General features: G+C 42.3%; 15 protein-coding genes. 6 read left to right on the forward strand and 9 right to left on the reverse strand.

Features of this window, described 5'->3' with window-relative positions; genetic code table 11:
• Nucleotides 1–9: 9 nt before the first annotated feature.
• From helD to NSQ50_RS30395, 7 genes are all read right to left on the reverse strand, one after another.
• A complete protein-coding gene (gene helD, locus NSQ50_RS30365; protein ID WP_076140596.1) occupies nt 10–2,436 on the reverse strand; it encodes an RNA polymerase recycling motor HelD in 2,427 nt (808 codons plus the stop codon).
• A gap of 459 nt (nt 2,437–2,895) precedes the next feature.
• A complete protein-coding gene (locus NSQ50_RS30370) occupies nt 2,896–4,482 on the reverse strand; it encodes an ABC transporter substrate-binding protein (RefSeq protein WP_036682336.1) in 1,587 nt (528 codons plus the stop codon).
• Nucleotides 4,483–4,536: 54 nt separating this feature from the next.
• Nucleotides 4,537–5,418: a carbohydrate ABC transporter permease gene (locus NSQ50_RS30375; protein ID WP_036682338.1), complete on the reverse strand. Its 882-nt coding sequence runs from the start codon at nt 5,416–5,418 to the stop codon at nt 4,537–4,539.
• A 40-nt stretch (nt 5,419–5,458) separates the two neighbouring features.
• A complete protein-coding gene (locus NSQ50_RS30380) occupies nt 5,459–6,379 on the reverse strand; it encodes an ABC transporter permease (protein WP_036682339.1) in 921 nt (306 codons plus the stop codon).
• A gap of 195 nt (nt 6,380–6,574) precedes the next feature.
• Complete coding sequence (locus tag NSQ50_RS30385; RefSeq protein WP_306018805.1) at nt 6,575–8,155, reverse strand: response regulator; 1,581 nt, start codon at nt 8,153–8,155, stop codon at nt 6,575–6,577.
• A 5-nt stretch (nt 8,156–8,160) separates the two neighbouring features.
• Nucleotides 8,161–9,897 (reverse strand): sensor histidine kinase, encoded by a 1,737-nt coding sequence (locus NSQ50_RS30390; RefSeq protein ID WP_076222398.1) that lies wholly within the window; start codon nt 9,895–9,897, stop codon nt 8,161–8,163.
• A gap of 100 nt (nt 9,898–9,997) precedes the next feature.
• A complete protein-coding gene (locus NSQ50_RS30395) occupies nt 9,998–10,432 on the reverse strand; it encodes an Lrp/AsnC family transcriptional regulator (RefSeq protein WP_076222399.1) in 435 nt (144 codons plus the stop codon).
• Between the two features lie 158 nt (nt 10,433–10,590).
• Here NSQ50_RS30395 and NSQ50_RS30400 point away from each other — a divergent pair, with 158 nt between their 5' ends.
• The 6 genes from NSQ50_RS30400 (at nt 10,591) to NSQ50_RS30425 (ending at nt 14,878) form a co-directional block, all read left to right on the forward strand.
• The gene (locus NSQ50_RS30400) at nt 10,591–11,055 is read left to right on the forward strand and encodes a VOC family protein (RefSeq protein WP_036682343.1); all 465 of its coding nucleotides are present in this window, start codon (nt 10,591–10,593) and stop codon (nt 11,053–11,055) included.
• A gap of 70 nt (nt 11,056–11,125) precedes the next feature.
• Nucleotides 11,126–11,404 (forward strand): hypothetical protein, encoded by a 279-nt coding sequence (locus NSQ50_RS30405; protein WP_036682344.1) that lies wholly within the window; start codon nt 11,126–11,128, stop codon nt 11,402–11,404.
• A 37-nt stretch (nt 11,405–11,441) separates the two neighbouring features.
• Nucleotides 11,442–12,029: a class I SAM-dependent methyltransferase gene (locus NSQ50_RS30410; protein WP_076222400.1), complete on the forward strand. Its 588-nt coding sequence runs from the start codon at nt 11,442–11,444 to the stop codon at nt 12,027–12,029.
• Nucleotides 12,030–12,253: 224 nt separating this feature from the next.
• Nucleotides 12,254–12,796 (forward strand): sigma-70 family RNA polymerase sigma factor, encoded by a 543-nt coding sequence (locus NSQ50_RS30415; RefSeq protein ID WP_235219471.1) that lies wholly within the window; start codon nt 12,254–12,256, stop codon nt 12,794–12,796.
• Entirely contained in the window at nt 12,789–13,949 is a 1,161-nt protein-coding gene (locus tag NSQ50_RS30420) for a DUF4179 domain-containing protein (RefSeq protein WP_076222401.1), read from the forward strand. The genes NSQ50_RS30415 and NSQ50_RS30420 overlap by 8 nt, the downstream gene beginning before the upstream one ends.
• A gap of 23 nt (nt 13,950–13,972) precedes the next feature.
• Nucleotides 13,973–14,878 (forward strand): DUF5643 domain-containing protein, encoded by a 906-nt coding sequence (locus tag NSQ50_RS30425; RefSeq protein WP_076222402.1) that lies wholly within the window; start codon nt 13,973–13,975, stop codon nt 14,876–14,878.
• A gap of 105 nt (nt 14,879–14,983) precedes the next feature.
• Here NSQ50_RS30425 and NSQ50_RS30430 read toward each other — a convergent pair whose 3' ends face one another.
• Nucleotides 14,984–16,147, reverse strand: coding sequence for a sensor histidine kinase (locus NSQ50_RS30430; protein ID WP_256719411.1), 1,164 nt, complete (start codon nt 16,145–16,147; stop codon nt 14,984–14,986).
• A 375-nt stretch (nt 16,148–16,522) separates the two neighbouring features.
• On the reverse strand, nt 16,523–17,905 hold the full coding sequence (locus NSQ50_RS30435; protein WP_036682353.1) for an amino acid permease: 1,383 nt from the start codon (nt 17,903–17,905) through the stop codon (nt 16,523–16,525).
• Nucleotides 17,906–17,910: the final 5 nt, after the last annotated feature.

The following is a 17,910-nucleotide window of genomic DNA, read 5'->3' on the forward strand; positions in this document are numbered from 1 at the left end:
TCTCCAATCTCATTGCACGACCTCATATAAAGATACCTCTAACCGCTGAATAAAGTGTGACCAATCACCCGTTGTGTACAGCAGAAGCCGATGCATCGCACGCGTACAGGCTGTATAAAAAAGCTTGCGTTCGCTTTCCCGATCATACGTCTGTGTGGAAGCATCATAAATCAGTACGGCGTCGAATTCAACCCCTTTTGCGAGATAAGCGGGAATTACTAAAATGCCCTTCTCAAAAGTGAGCGTCTCCTTCGTAATAAGCCGCAGAGCTTCGCATCCTTGTTTCTTTAATTCTTCATAGGCCGCACGGCTTTCAGCTGCAGTCTTGGTAATAACGGCAATAGAGTCGAGCCCTTCAGCCATCAGCGCCGCGAGATCCTCTTTAATTCTTATCGCCCGCTCTACGTCGCTACTCGCCTTCACTAGGAACGGCTTCTCACCCTCTCTTTCAAAAGGTACGATCTCCTCCTTAGGCAGCAACGCCTTCGTAAACTCCACAATCTGACGAGTTGATCGATAACTTCGAATTAGACGGATCAGGCTCGTTTCATCTTCCCCATAAAGCCGGATCAAAGGCGAATCCACCTCGTGCAAATTCGTTGCTTGCGGGAAAATCGCTTGGCCGAAATCGCCGAGCACAGTCATGCGCGCGCGGGGAAACAGCTGTTTGAGAAACGCGTATTGGAACGGCGAATAATCCTGGCCTTCATCGATAAACAGATGCCGCACCTCTGTGTTCATACGAGTCCCCTCGACAAGTTCTTTTAAATACAGGAATGGAGTCGCATCCTCGCAAAAGAGTTCATCGCGGCTCAGCTTTTCCTTCGTTTGCTTACAAATTTCCAGCCACTGAGCAGGTACCTCAGTCTCGTTCGTCATTCTTCGATAAATGACATCGTCGCTATATAACTGATTGTATAACCCAATCGTATCTATGAACTTAAGCCGTTTGGTATCCCGTCTCAGCGGTTTAAAGTGCTCCTTCACAATCATGCGGCGCAGCAGTTCTTCTTCCTGCAGACCAAAGTCAAAAACATTCTCTTCCCCTTGATCCTGATTAGGAAAATCCCCATAGTTCTCAAGATACTGAGTCGTAAAATCAAAGACGGCTTCTTCCCGCCGATATTTCTTAAGTATCTCACTGTAAGCTTCGGCATACTGATCGGTATCGAGGTAATCAAGCTCATCTTGAACCCAGAATGCCTCCTGTTCCTGACGCTCCAGCGAAGCCAACTGACGCAGTAGCCATTCACGCAATAAAACGATGCGATTAGCCAAACGAATGGAGCTATCATAGCTGTAAAATTGTGATTTCATCTGCTCCGCAGTAATCAACTCGCGATCCCGAAAACGGATACTATGAAACAACATCCCTTCCTTCCCTAACCACAACGCATAGTTTTGCAGAGCATGCAGAAAAGCTTCTGAAGCTTTATACTGCATTCCAGTTAGGCGCGCTTCATACTCTGGAGAAGCTTTGGACGTCAGTACAAATTCAATCTGCTCGAACGGGTCCTCTAAACGAACCGTAGATCCGAGCCAATAATCAACATACTCCTGAAAGGTTGTTTGCTGCATATTCTCCTCGCCAAGCTCGGGAAGCACCGTAGATACATAACTGTTAAACATCGGATTAGGCGAAAAAAGAACAATCTGATCTGCCTTGAGCCTATCACGGTGTTTATATAGTAAATAGGCTACCCGTTGCAGCGCTGCGGATGTTTTTCCGCTGCCCGCCGCCCCCTGCACAATTAGCATATGGCTACTGTCGTTGCGGATAATAGCGTTCTGTTCCTTCTGAATAGTCGCCACGATGCTCTTCATTTGTGAATCCGCACCCTTACCAAGCACCTGCTGAAGTAATTCATCACCGATCGTTAAGCTCGTATCGAACACGTTCTGAAGCTGACCCTGACGGATCTGGTATTGCCGCTTCAGCATCATTGTCCCCGAAATTTGTCCTCCGGGTGTATCGTAAGAGGCGGCGCCTGGCGAATGGTCATAATACATACTTGCAATAGGTGTCCGCCAGTCATATACCAGAAAGTTGACACCTTCTGCATCGATGAAAGACGCCACCCCGATATAGATTTGCTCATTAGAGTTCAATCCATCTTCTTGAAAGTCCATTCGTCCAAAATAGGGTGACGGCAGCAGCCGTTTCATGTTCTTATAACGCTGCATCCGTTGGCGGTGGCTACGCTCCCGCTCAGACAACAATGCTTCCTGCTGTTTTATACTGTAAAAGGTCTCCTCGAAATCCTCATGTGTGCTCGTATTGACCGTAACTTCCTCCCAAAACTGCTTGCGGATGTCCGTCACCTGTTCACGTAATCCTGTCACTTCCGGTTCCAGCTCGCCAATCTTTGATTGCAATTCTTCCGTGACCAAATCTAGCCGTTTCTGTTCTCCCTGCCAATCTTTTTCGTTTAACATTTTTACTAACACGCTCCTTTTCAAGGTTGTTATCAAGAAGCAAAAATACAAATTTGACAAACTGCTAATCCGCATGGTATTATTAATGTATAAATAAGATGTAGTAAATCTGTCTAAAATACACGTATTAACAGTGATCTTCTCATATTATCACGTTATTTCGTTGTGCGCAAATTATATATTAAGAAGAACCGGCAGCTCATGCTGGTTCTTCTTTTTTATTCCTTTTCACAAAGAGTATCCGTTCTCCTGAGTTTACTGATTTTCAGCCTTTAAAGCAGACTTTCGGACTCCAGTGCAGCTATTCTTTATCCTGAGCTTCATTCTAGGCATGTTTTAGGCTGATAGCGACTGTGGGGTCCGCTGTGTCCGATAGCGACTTCACCCGCGGATGAGTTCAATTAAACAGGGAGACCTAACAGCCATTTGATGACTGTTAGGTCTCCCTTATTCCTTATCTTATTTGTTTGCCAAAAAAGCATCAATTTGAGTTTGCAGTTCGGTTTGGATTTTATCAATGCCAGCGGACTTCAGTTGCTTGTTCAGATCTTCAAGACCTTTATCGATATCTTTAATTACGCCGTATTCGAGCGGAATCGCATAACGGAGCATTACGTTACCAATGTTGGCAATTTCCGTTTTCACTTTGCTGTTATCGAATACAAAGGTTTCAAGCGCGTAGTGATAGACATTTGCTTCCCAGCCTTTAGCCAGATCGTTTGCTTCTTGCGGGAATGCTTCATTGTCACGGTTAAGTGGCGAGTTGAAGTTCCAGTTAGAGAAGCCCATAAAGTTCGGATTCTTTTCAAGTGCTTTATATTTGTCATCGCCAACCGCTTCGTAATGTACACCGCTAAGGCCGTACATCATCAGGTCGTGCAGTTCTTTATCATTTTGCATCAGATCGAGGAACATCAAGGAGCGTTCCACATTTCTGGAAGTAGCGTGGATCGAAGTACCGTTTTGTGTTGAAATTGCCACTGATTTCTTCTTGCCTTGGTTGATGTCAGCCAAAGCTACTTCATAAGGGGAATTCTCTTGGCGCATCAAAGCCATAAGTGCTCCAAGTGTTCCGTTGTTGTGTGTAATCGATGCTGTTTTGCCTGCTTTAAAATCGGCCTGATGATCATTTTTACTGTTAAGGACGTTTTTCGACCATGCATTGTTATCAGCAAGATCTTTGTAATATACGAGTAGATCTTTAAACTCTTGGGTTTCATATACGTTAAATACTTGCCCTTTTTCATCCGTCAATTTGAAAGCAAACGGAAGGTCGAGATCAAACATATTCCATTCGTTTTGCTGCTTCAGCAATACACGGTCCAAATTATGAAATTTCCAGTCTCCTGTTTCCGGAGTGAACGGTGTAATTCCTTTTTCGTTTTGCGCTATGGTTTTCAAGTAAGTGGCATACGCTTCTGGGCTGTTGATCTCAGGAAGATTGTATTTCTTACGCAAATCCTCACGGTACAAAATCAGTTTTTCAACGGATTCCCCTCTGTTTTGTGGAACCATGTACAGTTTGCCGTTTACTTTAGCCTGATCCCAGCTCACATCAGACATGGCTGCTAAAGTCTGCGGCATATATTTGGTAAGCAGCTCATCAGTCAATTCCAGGAATCCGCCTTTCAACGCCTGGTCATTGTAGCCAGCCCAGTTTGCCGAATAGATGAGGTCAAAATCTTCATTTGCTGCCAGCTTCAACGGATATTTTTGCGCCCAGTCCGACCAATCCAGGAACTCGCCCTCTACAGTAGCATTAATTTTTTCTTTCAGCTTTTTATTAATCTCAGCAAAAACGCTATCATAGTCTATCGGTTTAGGGCCAACAAAAATCATTTTCAGCTTCACTTCTTTTGAGGTATCAAGGGTGTCTGAGGTAGTTGCAGGTTCTGAGGTGTTCGTAGTGTCGCTTCCCCCCTCTGACGCATTATTTGTAGCCTGTGCAGAAGTATTAGCATTGTTGTTTCCACCACCACATGCACTTAGAATCATTACGAAGGTTAAAACGAGCGCTAGCATTATCAATCTATTTCTCTTCAGCATCTCAAGCCTTCCCCCTTGTGTTTAATTATATTGATAAACCGAGTGTCCCCGGGTTCATCCTTTCACAGCACCAATCGTCAAACCTTGGACAAAATACCTCTGCACGAATGGATAAGCCAGCAAAATCGGGCCAGTGGCCACAACTGTCATCGCCATTTTCAAACTCTCGGTTGGGATCGATGTCGTTACGACTGCCCCTGCACCCATCATCGCTTTGCGCATGCCATCCATATTGCCTAGCATTTTATACAAATAATATTGAAGCGGCATCAAGTTTTCATTCGATACAAACAGCAATGCATTGTACCAGTCATTCCAGTAGGCTAGCGCTAGAAACAATCCAATGGTAGCTAACGCCGGCTTGGACAGCGGCAGGATTAGACGAGCATAGATCTTAAAGTCGCCTGCGCCGTCAATTTTTGCTGATTCTACAATCGCTTCCGGAATGCTGCCCATAAAAGACTTCATAACAATGATATAAAAGACATTGAGCATCATCGGAACCACTAAGGCCATCAGCGTATCCTTCATATGCAGGTAGTTGACCATAAGCAGATACCACGGAACTAAACCGCCGCTGAACAAAGTCGTAAAGAAAAAGAAGAATGAAAATTTATTGCGCCACTTAAAATCTTTTCGGGATAGCGCATAAGCAGTCATCGAAGTCAGAAACAAGCCAAGCACCGTGCCGAGTATAGTAACCCCTATTGTCACTATATAGGCTTGAATCATCTGTTCGGGATACTTAAACAAAATGCTGTAGGCCTCGGTTGAGAAGGCCGTCGGTATAAATTGATAACCATCCGTTAGGATTTTGGTTTCTTCCGTAAAGGATGAAGATACGACAAGTATAAAAGGGAAAATACATAAAACTGAGAGAAAAATCAGGGACACATAACCAATACCTGAAAATATTTTACGATCGAGCTGCTTCATATCGTTACCTCCATTATGAAAGACTTAACTCCTGATACGATTAGAACAGAGCGCGGTCTTTGTCGTATTTACGGACAGCATAGTTCACTGACATGATCGTCGCAAAGCCAAGAACGGACTGGAAAACACCAGCTGCAGCTGACATGCCGATATCATTCGAAGTAATCAGTGACCTAAATACGAAAGTGTCGATAACGTCTGTCGAGGAGAACAGCAAGCCGTTGTTGCCGATCATATTATAGAACATCCCGAAATCACCACGGAAAATATTTCCGACCGCCAGCAGCACCAGAATAATAATCGTCGGATACAAATTTGGAATGGTTACTTTCATAATTCGCTGAAAAATATTAGCCCCATCAATTTCGGCCGCTTCATACATTTCTGTATCTATCCCCGTAATCGCAGCCAAGTACATTACCGTTCCGTATCCGAGACTTTTCCATGCAGAAACTATAACCAGGATATACGGCCAATAGGAAGGCGTATTATAAATATCGACAGGCTGGAGTCCGATACCTCTGAGCAAAGCATTCACGGTGCCAATATCATAATTGAGCAGGTTATAAGCAATCGCTCCGACAACGACCCATGAGATAAAGTAAGGCAGGAACAACGCCGATTGTGTGATTTTGCGGAACCATTTACCACCGACCTCAAACAACATAATCGCTGCAAAAATTTGCAAACTGTTATTGACGACGATAAACGCAATGTTATATAGTGCTGTATTTCGTGTTACCCGCCAAGCATCGCCTGATTCAAAGAAAAAGCGGAAGTTGTCGAGTCCGTTCCAGGCACTTCCAAAAATACCGCCCGCGTAATCGTAATGCTTGAAGGCAATAATAATACCCGCCATCGGGACGTAGGCAAACAGAAGGAAAAAAGCAACCGCCGGAGCCAGCATCAGCAAGAGAACCCTGTAATTTTTCAAATCGCTCCAAAATGTATGCCCTTTCATCTTTGCACCCCTCTCTTCTCTATATCTCTCATTATAAAAGGGCGAAGACGCTTAGATAATTCAGCGAAACAACTAAACATAATACTAATTCAACGATTCGACAAAAAAAGGTTAGCGGATAAACCAAAAACACCCGGCAGCGATTCTCCAATAACAGAAAAATCATCGCCGGGTTTTCATTTCACCGCTGTTTTGTTAGATTTTATTTTTCTTCCGGTACTCGCCGGGCGACATGCCCATGTAGTGCTTGAACTGTCTGTTAAAATAAATAATATTTTTATATCCGGCTTGTTCCGCAATCTCATACACTTTCTTAGTCGGATCTTCGAGCAGCTCGCATACCCGTTTCATCCGTAATTCACTTAAAAAATCGCTGAATAAACTGTTGGTTTCAAGCTTGAACAAATGACCCAGATAGTTAGGCGTAAAATCGAAGTGGGCGGCCACTTCGTTCAGCGTTATTTTTTGATCTAATCTTTCTTTCACATATTCCGTGATTTCATCAATTAACTTCCGCTTTTGTCTTTGCCGTTTCAAATAAAGCAGCTCCGACAACTCAAAGAACCTTCTTCTCAGCCACGAGAGAATATCATGCACCGTTTCGAACTGAAACAGCACAAAGGGATGATGCGAATCCCAATTTAAAATCTCGTATAGATGCTCGTTCATTTGCTGCAGATCGGCATGAAGCTTGGAGGTAATTCGAATAATGATATCGTAGATGTCGTTTTTCTGGGAGAGCGGACTGTCCCCGGCAAACAGCTTCAGCAAACAATCATCAATGGTGGTAAGGTCGTAGTCGAGCATCGCTTTAAGCATCCGGTCCACAATAACCTCTAAATCTGAGGCGATTTTTTCCTTCGGGCTCCATTCCGAAGCATCTTGGATGATTCTGTTTTTCCCAACAATCCATTTAATACTTAAAGCAGCCTGAGCTTGCCGATAGGAATCATGCAGCTTACCCAGTTCTGTTGTGTACATCCCTCTTCCAATCGTAATTGAACAGGAGAACTCCTGATAGAATGACCGAATGAGCTCTTCCATCAAAGCGGTAAAATATTGTTCCTGAACCGCAGCTAGGATCACAAAATGATAGTCATAGGTTGTGATGACCATGCCTAAATTTTGATCTTGCGCGAACTTCCGGATAAACTGATTGGCGGTGCTGCTCCATAAACTCCGCTCTTCTTCCGTCCAAGTTTGGATTTTCCGTGCCATATCGTCGATCTCGACGATGGCGACCGCCGACGCGCCTTGTAAGTATAACGTGAGAACGTTGTGAATGTGCGTCTCGACCTGCCCCGGGGCAGTCTCGTTAAACCAGCGCAGCAGCAGCTCCTGATTCACAAGCGTCAGTGTTTCCGACAAGGAAATATGCTGCTTCCTCTCCTTCTCAATCTTGGCGCAGAGTTCAGTCAGCGTCTTATTCAACTCGTCATCATCGACGGGTTTAAGCAAATAACCGGAGGCATTTAATTGAATCGCCTCTTTGGCATAGTTGAAATCCTGATGTCCGCTAATAAAAAGCAGATGGACCTCAGGGTTAATCTCCTTCGCTTTCCGGGCAAATTCCACACCTGACATAATCGGCATGCGGATATCGGAGAGAATGATATCAACGCGGTGCTGCTCCATCATTTTTAAAGCGGAAAAACCGCTCGTTGCCGTTCTCACGCTATGCAAAGGCAAATGATCACTGCCCGCCACCCGCCGTCTCAGCCATTCCAAATCGATCACTTCATCATCCACCAGCAGAACGTTGATCTCCATCGCCATACTATTTACTCCCCCATAACTTCCCGGATTTCCGCATTATCCACCGGTAAGATAATTTGAACGGTCGTTCCTGCCCCAAAGTAACTGCCGATATGAATGCCGAAATCATTGCCGTATCTCAGCTTGATTCGTTCCTCCACGTTTCTCAGTCCATAGCTGCTCGAATGGAATGAGCTCGAACGCATATTTCGCAGTGTGTCCGCCCGCATACCAATTCCGTTATCGATGACCTTAAGCTCGATGCGTTCACCCAGCCGTTTTCCGGTAATCCGGATCGCAATCGTCTCCCCAAACCAAGCATGCTTGAATATATTTTCTACAAATGGCTGCAAAATCAGCTTGATGATGGGAACCTGTAAAATATCAGGATCAATATCATAATAAACCTCAAAAGCATCGGCATACTTTACCCTCTGAATTTCAAGGTACATCCTTACCTGCTCCAGCTCTTTTTCAAGAGAGATATAGACATGTCCTTCATTCAAGGTGAGGCGATAGAATTTAGAAAGACCTTGTACCATCTGTGTAACCTTCTCAACTTCGCCCAAATTGGCCAAGCTGCCAATGGTCGACAATGTATTGTACAAAAAGTGCGGACTGATCTGAGCTTGAAGCACATCCAGTTCTGCTTGCTTTTTCTGAATACCTTGCTCATAGACGTTCTGGATTAAGTCCTGGATGCTAGTCGCCATCTGATTAAAACTATTAGCAATGTAGACAAATTCATCGTTCCCGGCAAACCCAATTCTTTTATAAAAATTCCCTTCCTGAAACGACCGGACCAAATATACGATTCGCTTAATTTTTTTGCCTGATATGCGGGCAACGAGGAGGCCGATCACCGCCATGACTAAAAAGCTGATTAAACAAACAGTGGTGATCACCTTCTGCATTCGGCTAGCATCTTTATTTAAGTATGCACGCGGCACCCGTACCTCGATAGCATAGTCAGACAACGGAATATCTTCACTAATGATCAGATAAGCATCTTGCTTCGCATGTTCATCGACAATACCTTGTTCATAAAGCGTTAATCCACTAACCCTATCCACTAGGCGAAGGTCTATGCCCTGTTCAATTGGAAAAGTATCGAAATTGCCAAAAAGCTCGTCAATTCTCGCCGTGACGCGAATATAACCAATAATCGACGGGCCTCCCTTGGAAGAAACCAGCTTGCGGAAATACGAAATATTGCTTAGTTCACTGTCGCTGTCCGCCTGAAGCCACAAGCTGTCTTTGTTATTGGCAACGATCGACTTGAACCATTCCTTATTTTCAATAACCTGATCAGAAAGAATATAATAATCGCTTCTACCGATAGGTACAGACATATCATCACCGGGGATTTCAAGCATCGTCTCATTCGCGGTATAAAGCACAAGTCTCAGATTGTTCCCATACAATTGCAGAGGGGCTTTCATATAAGGAACGATGTCATCCCTCATTTTGAGCATGTTTTCCAATGCATCTCCCCTAAACTGCAGAGCATTCTGAAAATTCGTATTGAGAAACAGCGAGTTAGTCATTCGTTTGATTTCATCTGTCTGATATTCGATATTGTTCCTCGTCTGCTTCAAAGCTGTCCGGACATTCGTTTCCGCCATTTCCGTTCTGGACTCTACGAGCATCGTATAAGCTATATAACCCACCAATACATCTGTCAGCAATACTAGAATGAGGTACGGTATCATCATCTTATAGGTGAACGGAATATACTTTTTACTAAATAAAAACCTCTCCATACCCATGCTCCCTTGTATCCGAGTCAATGCTAACGTTGTTTTCATCCATTCTACAATGCAATGAAAGCGGTTACTAGATATTGTGTTTGGAAAATGGGCTTTAGAGCAACACCCTGTTTTCCAATATATTTTTCAGACTGATATGAGATTTTGAAGGTCCCAACTTTATAAGGTTGTCTTGGAATTCAGCTAACTCCTCAATCGACGCGGTTTGCACCTTTATGAGATAATTATATTCACCGCTAATCCGATATAAATCGGTAACTTCCATAGCATTTTTGCAAAAATCCGTAATCTCTTGGCAATGTTCTGTTTTTAATAGAATAAACGTAGTTGTGCCCCGATCCAGATCTCGTAGATTAAAAGCTGTATGATACCCAGAAATGATATTCCTTTCCTCCAGCTTGATCATTCGTTCTTTAACAGAGGGTTGTGACATCGAAACCTCTTTGCTGATTTGTGAAATGGACATTCGGGCATTGTACTGAAGTAATTGCATAATCTTTTTATCAATGTCATCTATAAGTTGTTCCATAGCAAGCGCCTCCTAGACCCATTTTATAAAATAAACTGATTCCACTAAAATACCTTAAATTTAATAACCATATTACTACAAAACACTTATCTTATATATATATATCATATTTTAATACAACTATAATAAATATATATTAAAGTTGGGAGCGATTATAAATGAGTGTAAAAGGCCTTGCACATGTAGCAATTCAAGCCAAAGACTATAAAGCAACTATTTCATTCTATATTGACGTTTTAGGATTTAAGCTAGGTCATCATTGGAGTCTGCCATCCTTTCAGATCAAAGAAGCCTCCATGCTGATTTCACCTGACCGCAGAACCTGCATTGAGATTTTTGATAATGATGCAGTCATCGCCGCTCAAGGAAAAAAAGCCTTGTCTGATGAAGATATAGCGCACGGAGCGTTATTACATCTTGCCTTCTATGTAGATAATGTAGAGGAGATGTATCAAAAAGCCCTGGCACATGGGGCAAAAGCTTTTATAGCACCGGACTCTCTGTCTCTGGGCGAACCGCCTCTTCTAATAAAAAACGCGATCATTCACAGTCCCAATGGAGAAGTTATTGAATTTCTTGAAGAGGTTGATTTTGATATGTCCAGCAAAGTTCATGTAGAATAAACGCTAGGGAGGGTTATGAATTATAAAACATACCATTCTCAGTAAAAAGTCGCTTTTCCTCTTAATTTTTTTGATATTTCTTATAGGAGTCTACTTTTTATTCTTTGGACTTCCGTGGAAGTCTCTGGCTTTAAAAAAGCAATTTGAAATCTATTTAGAAGATAAATATCAAATCGATTTCCAGCTGGGTAAGATGGATTTTGATTTTATACATCGCACTTACCTTTCTTATGCCCATCCAGTAAATGATCCCACTCTGATTTTTTATGTAGGTCAAGATATTGAAAGCAAGGAAATTCAGGATCTTTATAAATATCAAGTTGATAAACGAAATGCTGGGAGAAAGTAAGAGAATTTGAAGCCAACTTCTAGCAGATGAAGAAGGAATGATCGTATTGATTGTGATTCAAGCCATCGCTTGGCTCATCGCCTTCGCAGCCTTGTTATCCATGGTGTCGATTGTGCTGGTGAGCTGGAGGAACGGGATATCGCCGATGCCTACGTCAAAATCTGTACGCTCGGCTGTTGCCGTTGAGGTGAATCGGATTCCGGGATATAGCAGCATTGTGGAGGCGGGATCGGGTTGGGGAACACTTGGTATGGATGTTATTCGCCAATGTCCAGGCAAAAGGCTGACAGGCATTGAAAATTCCAGTATTCCCTTATGGACATCCCAGTTGCTTACTAGGTTCGGCACACGTATGCTGCGAGCAGCCAAAGGCCAGAATCTACTCCACGGAAGGCTCCGTTATGTACGTGGGGATATTTATAGCAGTTCTTACGAGCATGCGGATATTGTTCTTTGTTACTTATTTCCCGGAGCGATGAAACCGCTGGCGGAAAAGTTCAAGCGTGAGCTACTGCCGGGTGCGGTGGTTATTAGCATTTGTTTTGCCCTTCCAGGCATGCAGCCTGTCCGTACCATAACATGCACGGACACACTGCGTACCAAGGTATATGTATACACTTTTTAATTCAGGATTACCCCACTACTTCTTTTCAGTTAAGGTGGTAATTCTGGATTTTTTTCAGTTTATCCACTTGAAACTCCCCTTGCCAAAAACAATGAATTGCACGGACTTTATACCACTACCGAGGTAAGTGATTTGTCCAGGAGAATGAATTTTATCCTAAATATAACTTTTTGTATGTCTTCTCCATCTAATTATACAGAGGGCCCTCAAGGAGGAAAAATCATTTGCTGGAAAACGAACTGGATATCAAAAAAGCGCAGAAAGGCGACCACGAGGCGTTTACCCGTCTTTTCAGGCAACTGGAATCCCAGTTGTACAGATTAGCCAAAACCATTCTGCTAAAAGATGAAGATTGCGCGGATGCTCTTCAGGAAACAACACTGAAGGTGTATAAAGGGTTGGCCAACCTTAAGCAGCCTAAGTTTTTCAAAACCTGGGTTATACGCATCCTGATTAATGAATGCAATCAGTTACTTCGTATGCGAGAACGAACTATAGCTGTGGCGGAAATTCCCGAGGAACCGGTCGTTTCCTATGTGCATTTTGAAGATTCAGGCAACGTAGACCTGCAAAGCTTCATTAATCAGTTGGACGAATCCCTGCGGCTTGCTATCGTGCTTTTTTATTATGACGATTTATCCATTAAGCAGATTGCAGATGTGCTCGACATCTCCGAGGGAGCGGTCAGGGCGCGACTCCATCGCGCACGGAGATTGTTGTCCAAACAGATACATCCTGTGCCGGAGGAGGGTCTTGCTAATGAATAATAACAATTTAGAAAAGCAGATCAGGGAGCTAGGGAAAGCTAATATACAGGAGCTTCCTCCTTTACTACGATCACGGCAGGATTCGATTTATGCATCGCTGGCCACCATTGTCCAGGATCCTGTGGAAAAGGAAAAGAAAAAGCGGATTTATCCAAAAATCACAGCTGCTGTGACTGCGGCGATATTGTTAAGTGTTATGCTAACGGCTATCTATCCGCCTACGTTGGCCAATGCGCTCAAGCAGCTTCCCTTGATAGGTGGTATTTTTGAACGGGCAGAAGATATAGGATTACAAGCGGCCCAGCGTCTGGGACTGACTTCCCGTCTAAACAGCAGTGATACGCATGAAGGGATCACCTTGTCTGCCGAAGAGGCTGTATTTGATGGCAGCCGGTTGGCATTCTCGGTGAAGCGTGAGGGAGAAGAACTGGAAGGTAAGCTAGCCGGAGTAACGATTGGAGCGGATGGGAAGCCTTTTCTAGCGGAAGGTGCGATAACCTCTGCAGAAGTATTGATCGACGGGGCTTCCCTGGAGCAATTTTCAGAAGGTCTCTGGAAAGCTATGCCGTTTCTAAGCTGGATAGAAGGTGCTGAAAGCAACACAGCTATTTTTAGACTAGTGGATTCCTCGAATTCGGGGATCTCCAACAAACCTTTTCCTGATCGATTTGTATTGACCGTAACCCTTGACTTAAACGGTATTGATGAACCGTTTGTTCTCCAAATTCCTGCGCGGAAGGCTACGATTAATAAAATTTCCACACCTGATATACGCGCACAAGTTGGAGGATGGAGTTTGATCCTGAAAAAGCTGGAATATAGTCCATTAACGACACGCCTGTCGCTCATGCTGGAACAGGATACAGACGAAGATCATACAGCATTGAGTTTAGTGGGCTTTGAAGTAAAGGATCAACAAGGACAGGTGCTGAAAGATATTTCGCAGAAAGTCCTCTCGACTTCCAATAGGTCACTTAATGTCGATTTGCTTACTGAGCCATTTGAGAAACACCCTAATATGCTCACAATCCGTGGCTATCTTTATGAGTTTGAGAACCCACAAAGTAAGAATGGAGCATTTAAAACAGACAGTTCTGGAAACCCAGTGAAGCATTATATTGACGGTCTAGAGATAAACGTGCTAGTTAAATAAAAATTAAGGAGCTTGATAATATCATGAAAAAAATGACTAAGAAGATGTCTGTAATTTTAAGTGCTGCTGTATGCCTAGGAGCGTTGGGAATGCCAGCTTTAACTCAAGCATCCAGTGCCCAACCCGCTGTTGAAGCTTCCCTGAATACAACAAAAGTGGCCGATTCACACGATCAGCTTACTTTAAAGGGCAGTGCACAGTTTGACGGTAATTATATTAAGATCGACCTGAGCCGTGAGGGATCGCTATTTTCAGGAATGCTCGCAGGAGTAACCTTAAATGATAAAGGCGAACCCTATCTTGCAGAAGGTACTATTGTGGGAATAGACGCCAAGCTCGCTCAACCAGGAGGCATCGATTTAAAAACACCACGCTGGATCAGTGACGGAGATGCCAACAAGGCGGTTGTTGTATTGCAGACCGGATGGCTAACCGAGCAACAAAAGGCAAGCCTGGCTTCCTCTGAATTGAGTATCTATGTGAAGCTTAACGGAATCGAAAACCCGTATGTACTTAAATTTTCCCTCAAGCAAGCAGGATTAGTGCGTAATATTCAGCTGCCTGCTATAAAGAATGACAACCAATTTGAAATCAAAACCACCCGTGTTGCTGCGGGAGAGACTTCTGTGCGTATCGCTTTAGCGGTTAAAGGGGTTGCCACCCAAGGCCAGGCTTTAGGATATGACATTTATGATAATCTGGGCAATAAATTAGAATCTATTGCAAGAGATTCTATTGCAGCAACTCAAAATACGGTTTCTGAAGATTTATTGTTCGAAGCACCTCGCTCAGCCGCTGAATATCTAGTTATCAGACCTTATCAAGCCGTATTTGAAAAAGGCAACACCGGGGCTTATAAATTAGATGCCAAAGGCAATGTAGTTAAAAATTATAACAAGCAACTGGAGATCAAAATCCCTCTAAAATAATCGTTAACGCAGCAAACATAAACATATATATCTAGGAAAAGGGGATTACCTCTCCGCCGAAGGCTTGAGGTAATCCCCTTTGTTCAATTGAAAGAAGGTTCCGTATTACTGATCATTTATAGCTAAAAAGCGGATAGTAGCTGTTGTCCCCTTACCTTCAGAGCTACTATAATAAATTTCCCCGCCGTATTTTTCTACGATATTAAAGCAAATCATTAATCCTAAACCTGTTCCATTACTTTTTAATGAATAAAAAGGAGTGCCTAGCGACTTAACCTCTGCTTCTGACATCCCGCTTCCTTCATCGATGATTGTTATCTCAATAAAATTATTGTTCCTATTCGCCATAATAGAGACAGATTTACCAACTTCCGAAGCCTCTAAAGCATTTTTTATTATATTAATAAGCAGCTGCTTAAATTCAATTTTATTAATAGAAATCATGCAATCTTCTTCTACGTAGGTAACGATTTGATTATCAGATAACATTGCGTAGGAATGGAGCAATCCTGTAACACTTTCAAGTACATCCTTCACATCTACTTTTTCTAATTTTTGCTCTCCATTTGGCTTTGAAAGGGTTAGAAATTGCGAGATAATCTGTTCTACTGTGTTTAATTCATCAATCATTAATTTAAATTTTCTTTTCATAGGATCATCAAATGAAGGATCCTCATCAAAAAACTGCAAAAAACCTCTAACCACTGTCACTGGATTTCTAATTTCGTGCGCAACGGCAGCTGTTAATTGTCCAACCATCTTTAAACGCTCAGATTGCTGTAATTGTTCATAATAAAGCTGCTGTTTTTTCATCCGTTTAAATGATATTTGAAAAATGAAAAATAATAACACTTGAACCGCTATTATATTAATGAAATTGCCTAGCATATCATAATGTAAATATGTATATAAATCCCCTCTATCAATCAAGAGGATATAGCCAAATGTAATTACCATTAGTACCCCATTTATAATGAAGGAAAAATAGAACAATTTTAAATCAAAAAATAGAATAGACAGTGCAGGAATAAGACAAATGAGGATATAGGTAGTCCATGTTTGAGGATATAAAAAGAATAGCGTATAAAAATACGCAAATCCAAATAGAATGATAATCTTTCTAAAAGTATGTGTCTCATGCTTAGGGTAAATCCATAAACAAACCGTTAGAAACGCCACACATAAAAAATGAATGATATAACCAAAATCAATCCCATCTAACTCTAGGGTAGATAGTATCAATCCAAACATCATAAGAACGATGATCATTAACATTAATATGTAATAGGTTTTTCGATTCACCCGACTGTAGAACTCTCTCATGAATTCACCACTTTTAAATTGATTTTACCATTACGATAGTTATCTTACTTGTAAACTTATTGTCGAAATAAGAATTATATCAGTTGAAATAGTAATAAACAATAACTGAAAAAAACTGTAAACTCGATGATATTATAGTTTGTAAAAAATTAAAAAACCGGGAGATACCATTTTAACAGTATCTTCCGGTTTTCTGTTTAACTTTGCATATTCTTTAAGCAAACGTCCATGTAGGAACGCTTGAAACCGGCAAGGGCTCCCTGCCCAGTCGCGGTTGAATATAACCACGGCTTCTGCGCCGGTTAAAGCTTTCCTCATAAACTAGAGAGGTGTTTCGGTCCTGATTATTTTATTATCTCTTTCCCTCTTTCTTCTATTTATCGAATACAAAACAAATAATAAAATAAACCATAAAGGCGTCAACAATAATGCCGGACGAGTTTCATCAGCAAACAGCATAATTATGAGTATGATTGCAAACAAGGCTAGAACAACATAATTCACAAAAGGTGTGAACGGTGCCTTGAATTTTGATTTGGCCTGCAATTCCGGCTTCGTCTTTTTATATCGCAAATGGCAAATTAGAACGACGCCCCAAACCCAGATGAAACAAATGGCACTAATCGTTGTCACGATGCCAAAGGCCGTCTCCGGAATCAGCTTACTCAACAAAGCCCCTACAGATAAGACAAGCGTGGATATGAATAAAGCATTACTTGGCACATGATTTTTATTAAGCTTTGCAAAGTTGGCTGGAGCCTGGTCATTTCTGCTTAGATTGTATAGAATCCGGCTTGTTGAGAACATCCCGCTGTTACAAGCGGAAGCAGCTGAAGTTAATACAACGAAATTAATAACCCCCGCGGCAATCGGAATCCCCACTAAACTAAATGTTTTAACAAAAGGACTTTCTGCCGGGTTTAGTTCTGTCCAAGCGTTGATGCATAATAAGGCAATAATAGCACCCACGTAGAAAAATAGAATTCGCAAAGGTATTTTATTAATCGCCGATGGGATAGTTTTTTCTGGATTGGATGTTTCCGCTGCTGATACCCCCACCAATTCCACACCCACAAAAGCAAACACAACCATTTGAAATGAAAGTAAGAACCCGGAAATCCCGTTTGGAAATACTCCCCCATGTGCCCAAATATTACTGAGCGCAACCGTTCCGGTAGTTGTTTTGAATCCAATCACCAGTAAAACTACCCCTATGGCAATTAACGCGAGAATAGTGATTACCTTAATTAAAGCAAACCAAAATTCCAATTCGCCAAAGCTTTTTACAGTTAATAAATTGAGTCCTAATAAAATAATTAAACAAATGACTGCGGGTATCCATTGCGGGATATCAAACCAATATTGTACATAGACCCCAACAGCTATAATATCGGCCATAGCCGTCATGATCCAGCAAAACCAATAGGTCCATCCAGTTACAAACGCCGCCCGCGGTCCAAGATAGTCTTCGGCAATGTCTGTAAAAGATTGATAACCTGCTTTTGACAACAGAAGTTCTCCCAATGCCCTCATCACAAAGAAAATAGCGATACCCACGATTAAATAAGCAAAAATGATCGATGGTCCTGCCAGCTGTATAGCTTTTCCAGATCCTAAAAATAATCCGGTACCGATGGTTCCACCAATCGCAATGAGCTGAACATGTCGATTCTCTAAATCTCTCTTTAATTCTTGTGCTGCCATTTCGA

Source organism: Paenibacillus sp. FSL R10-2788 (genome assembly GCF_038003885.1).
In the GTDB taxonomy this organism is placed as follows: domain Bacteria; phylum Bacillota; class Bacilli; order Paenibacillales; family Paenibacillaceae; genus Paenibacillus_AQ; species Paenibacillus_AQ odorifer.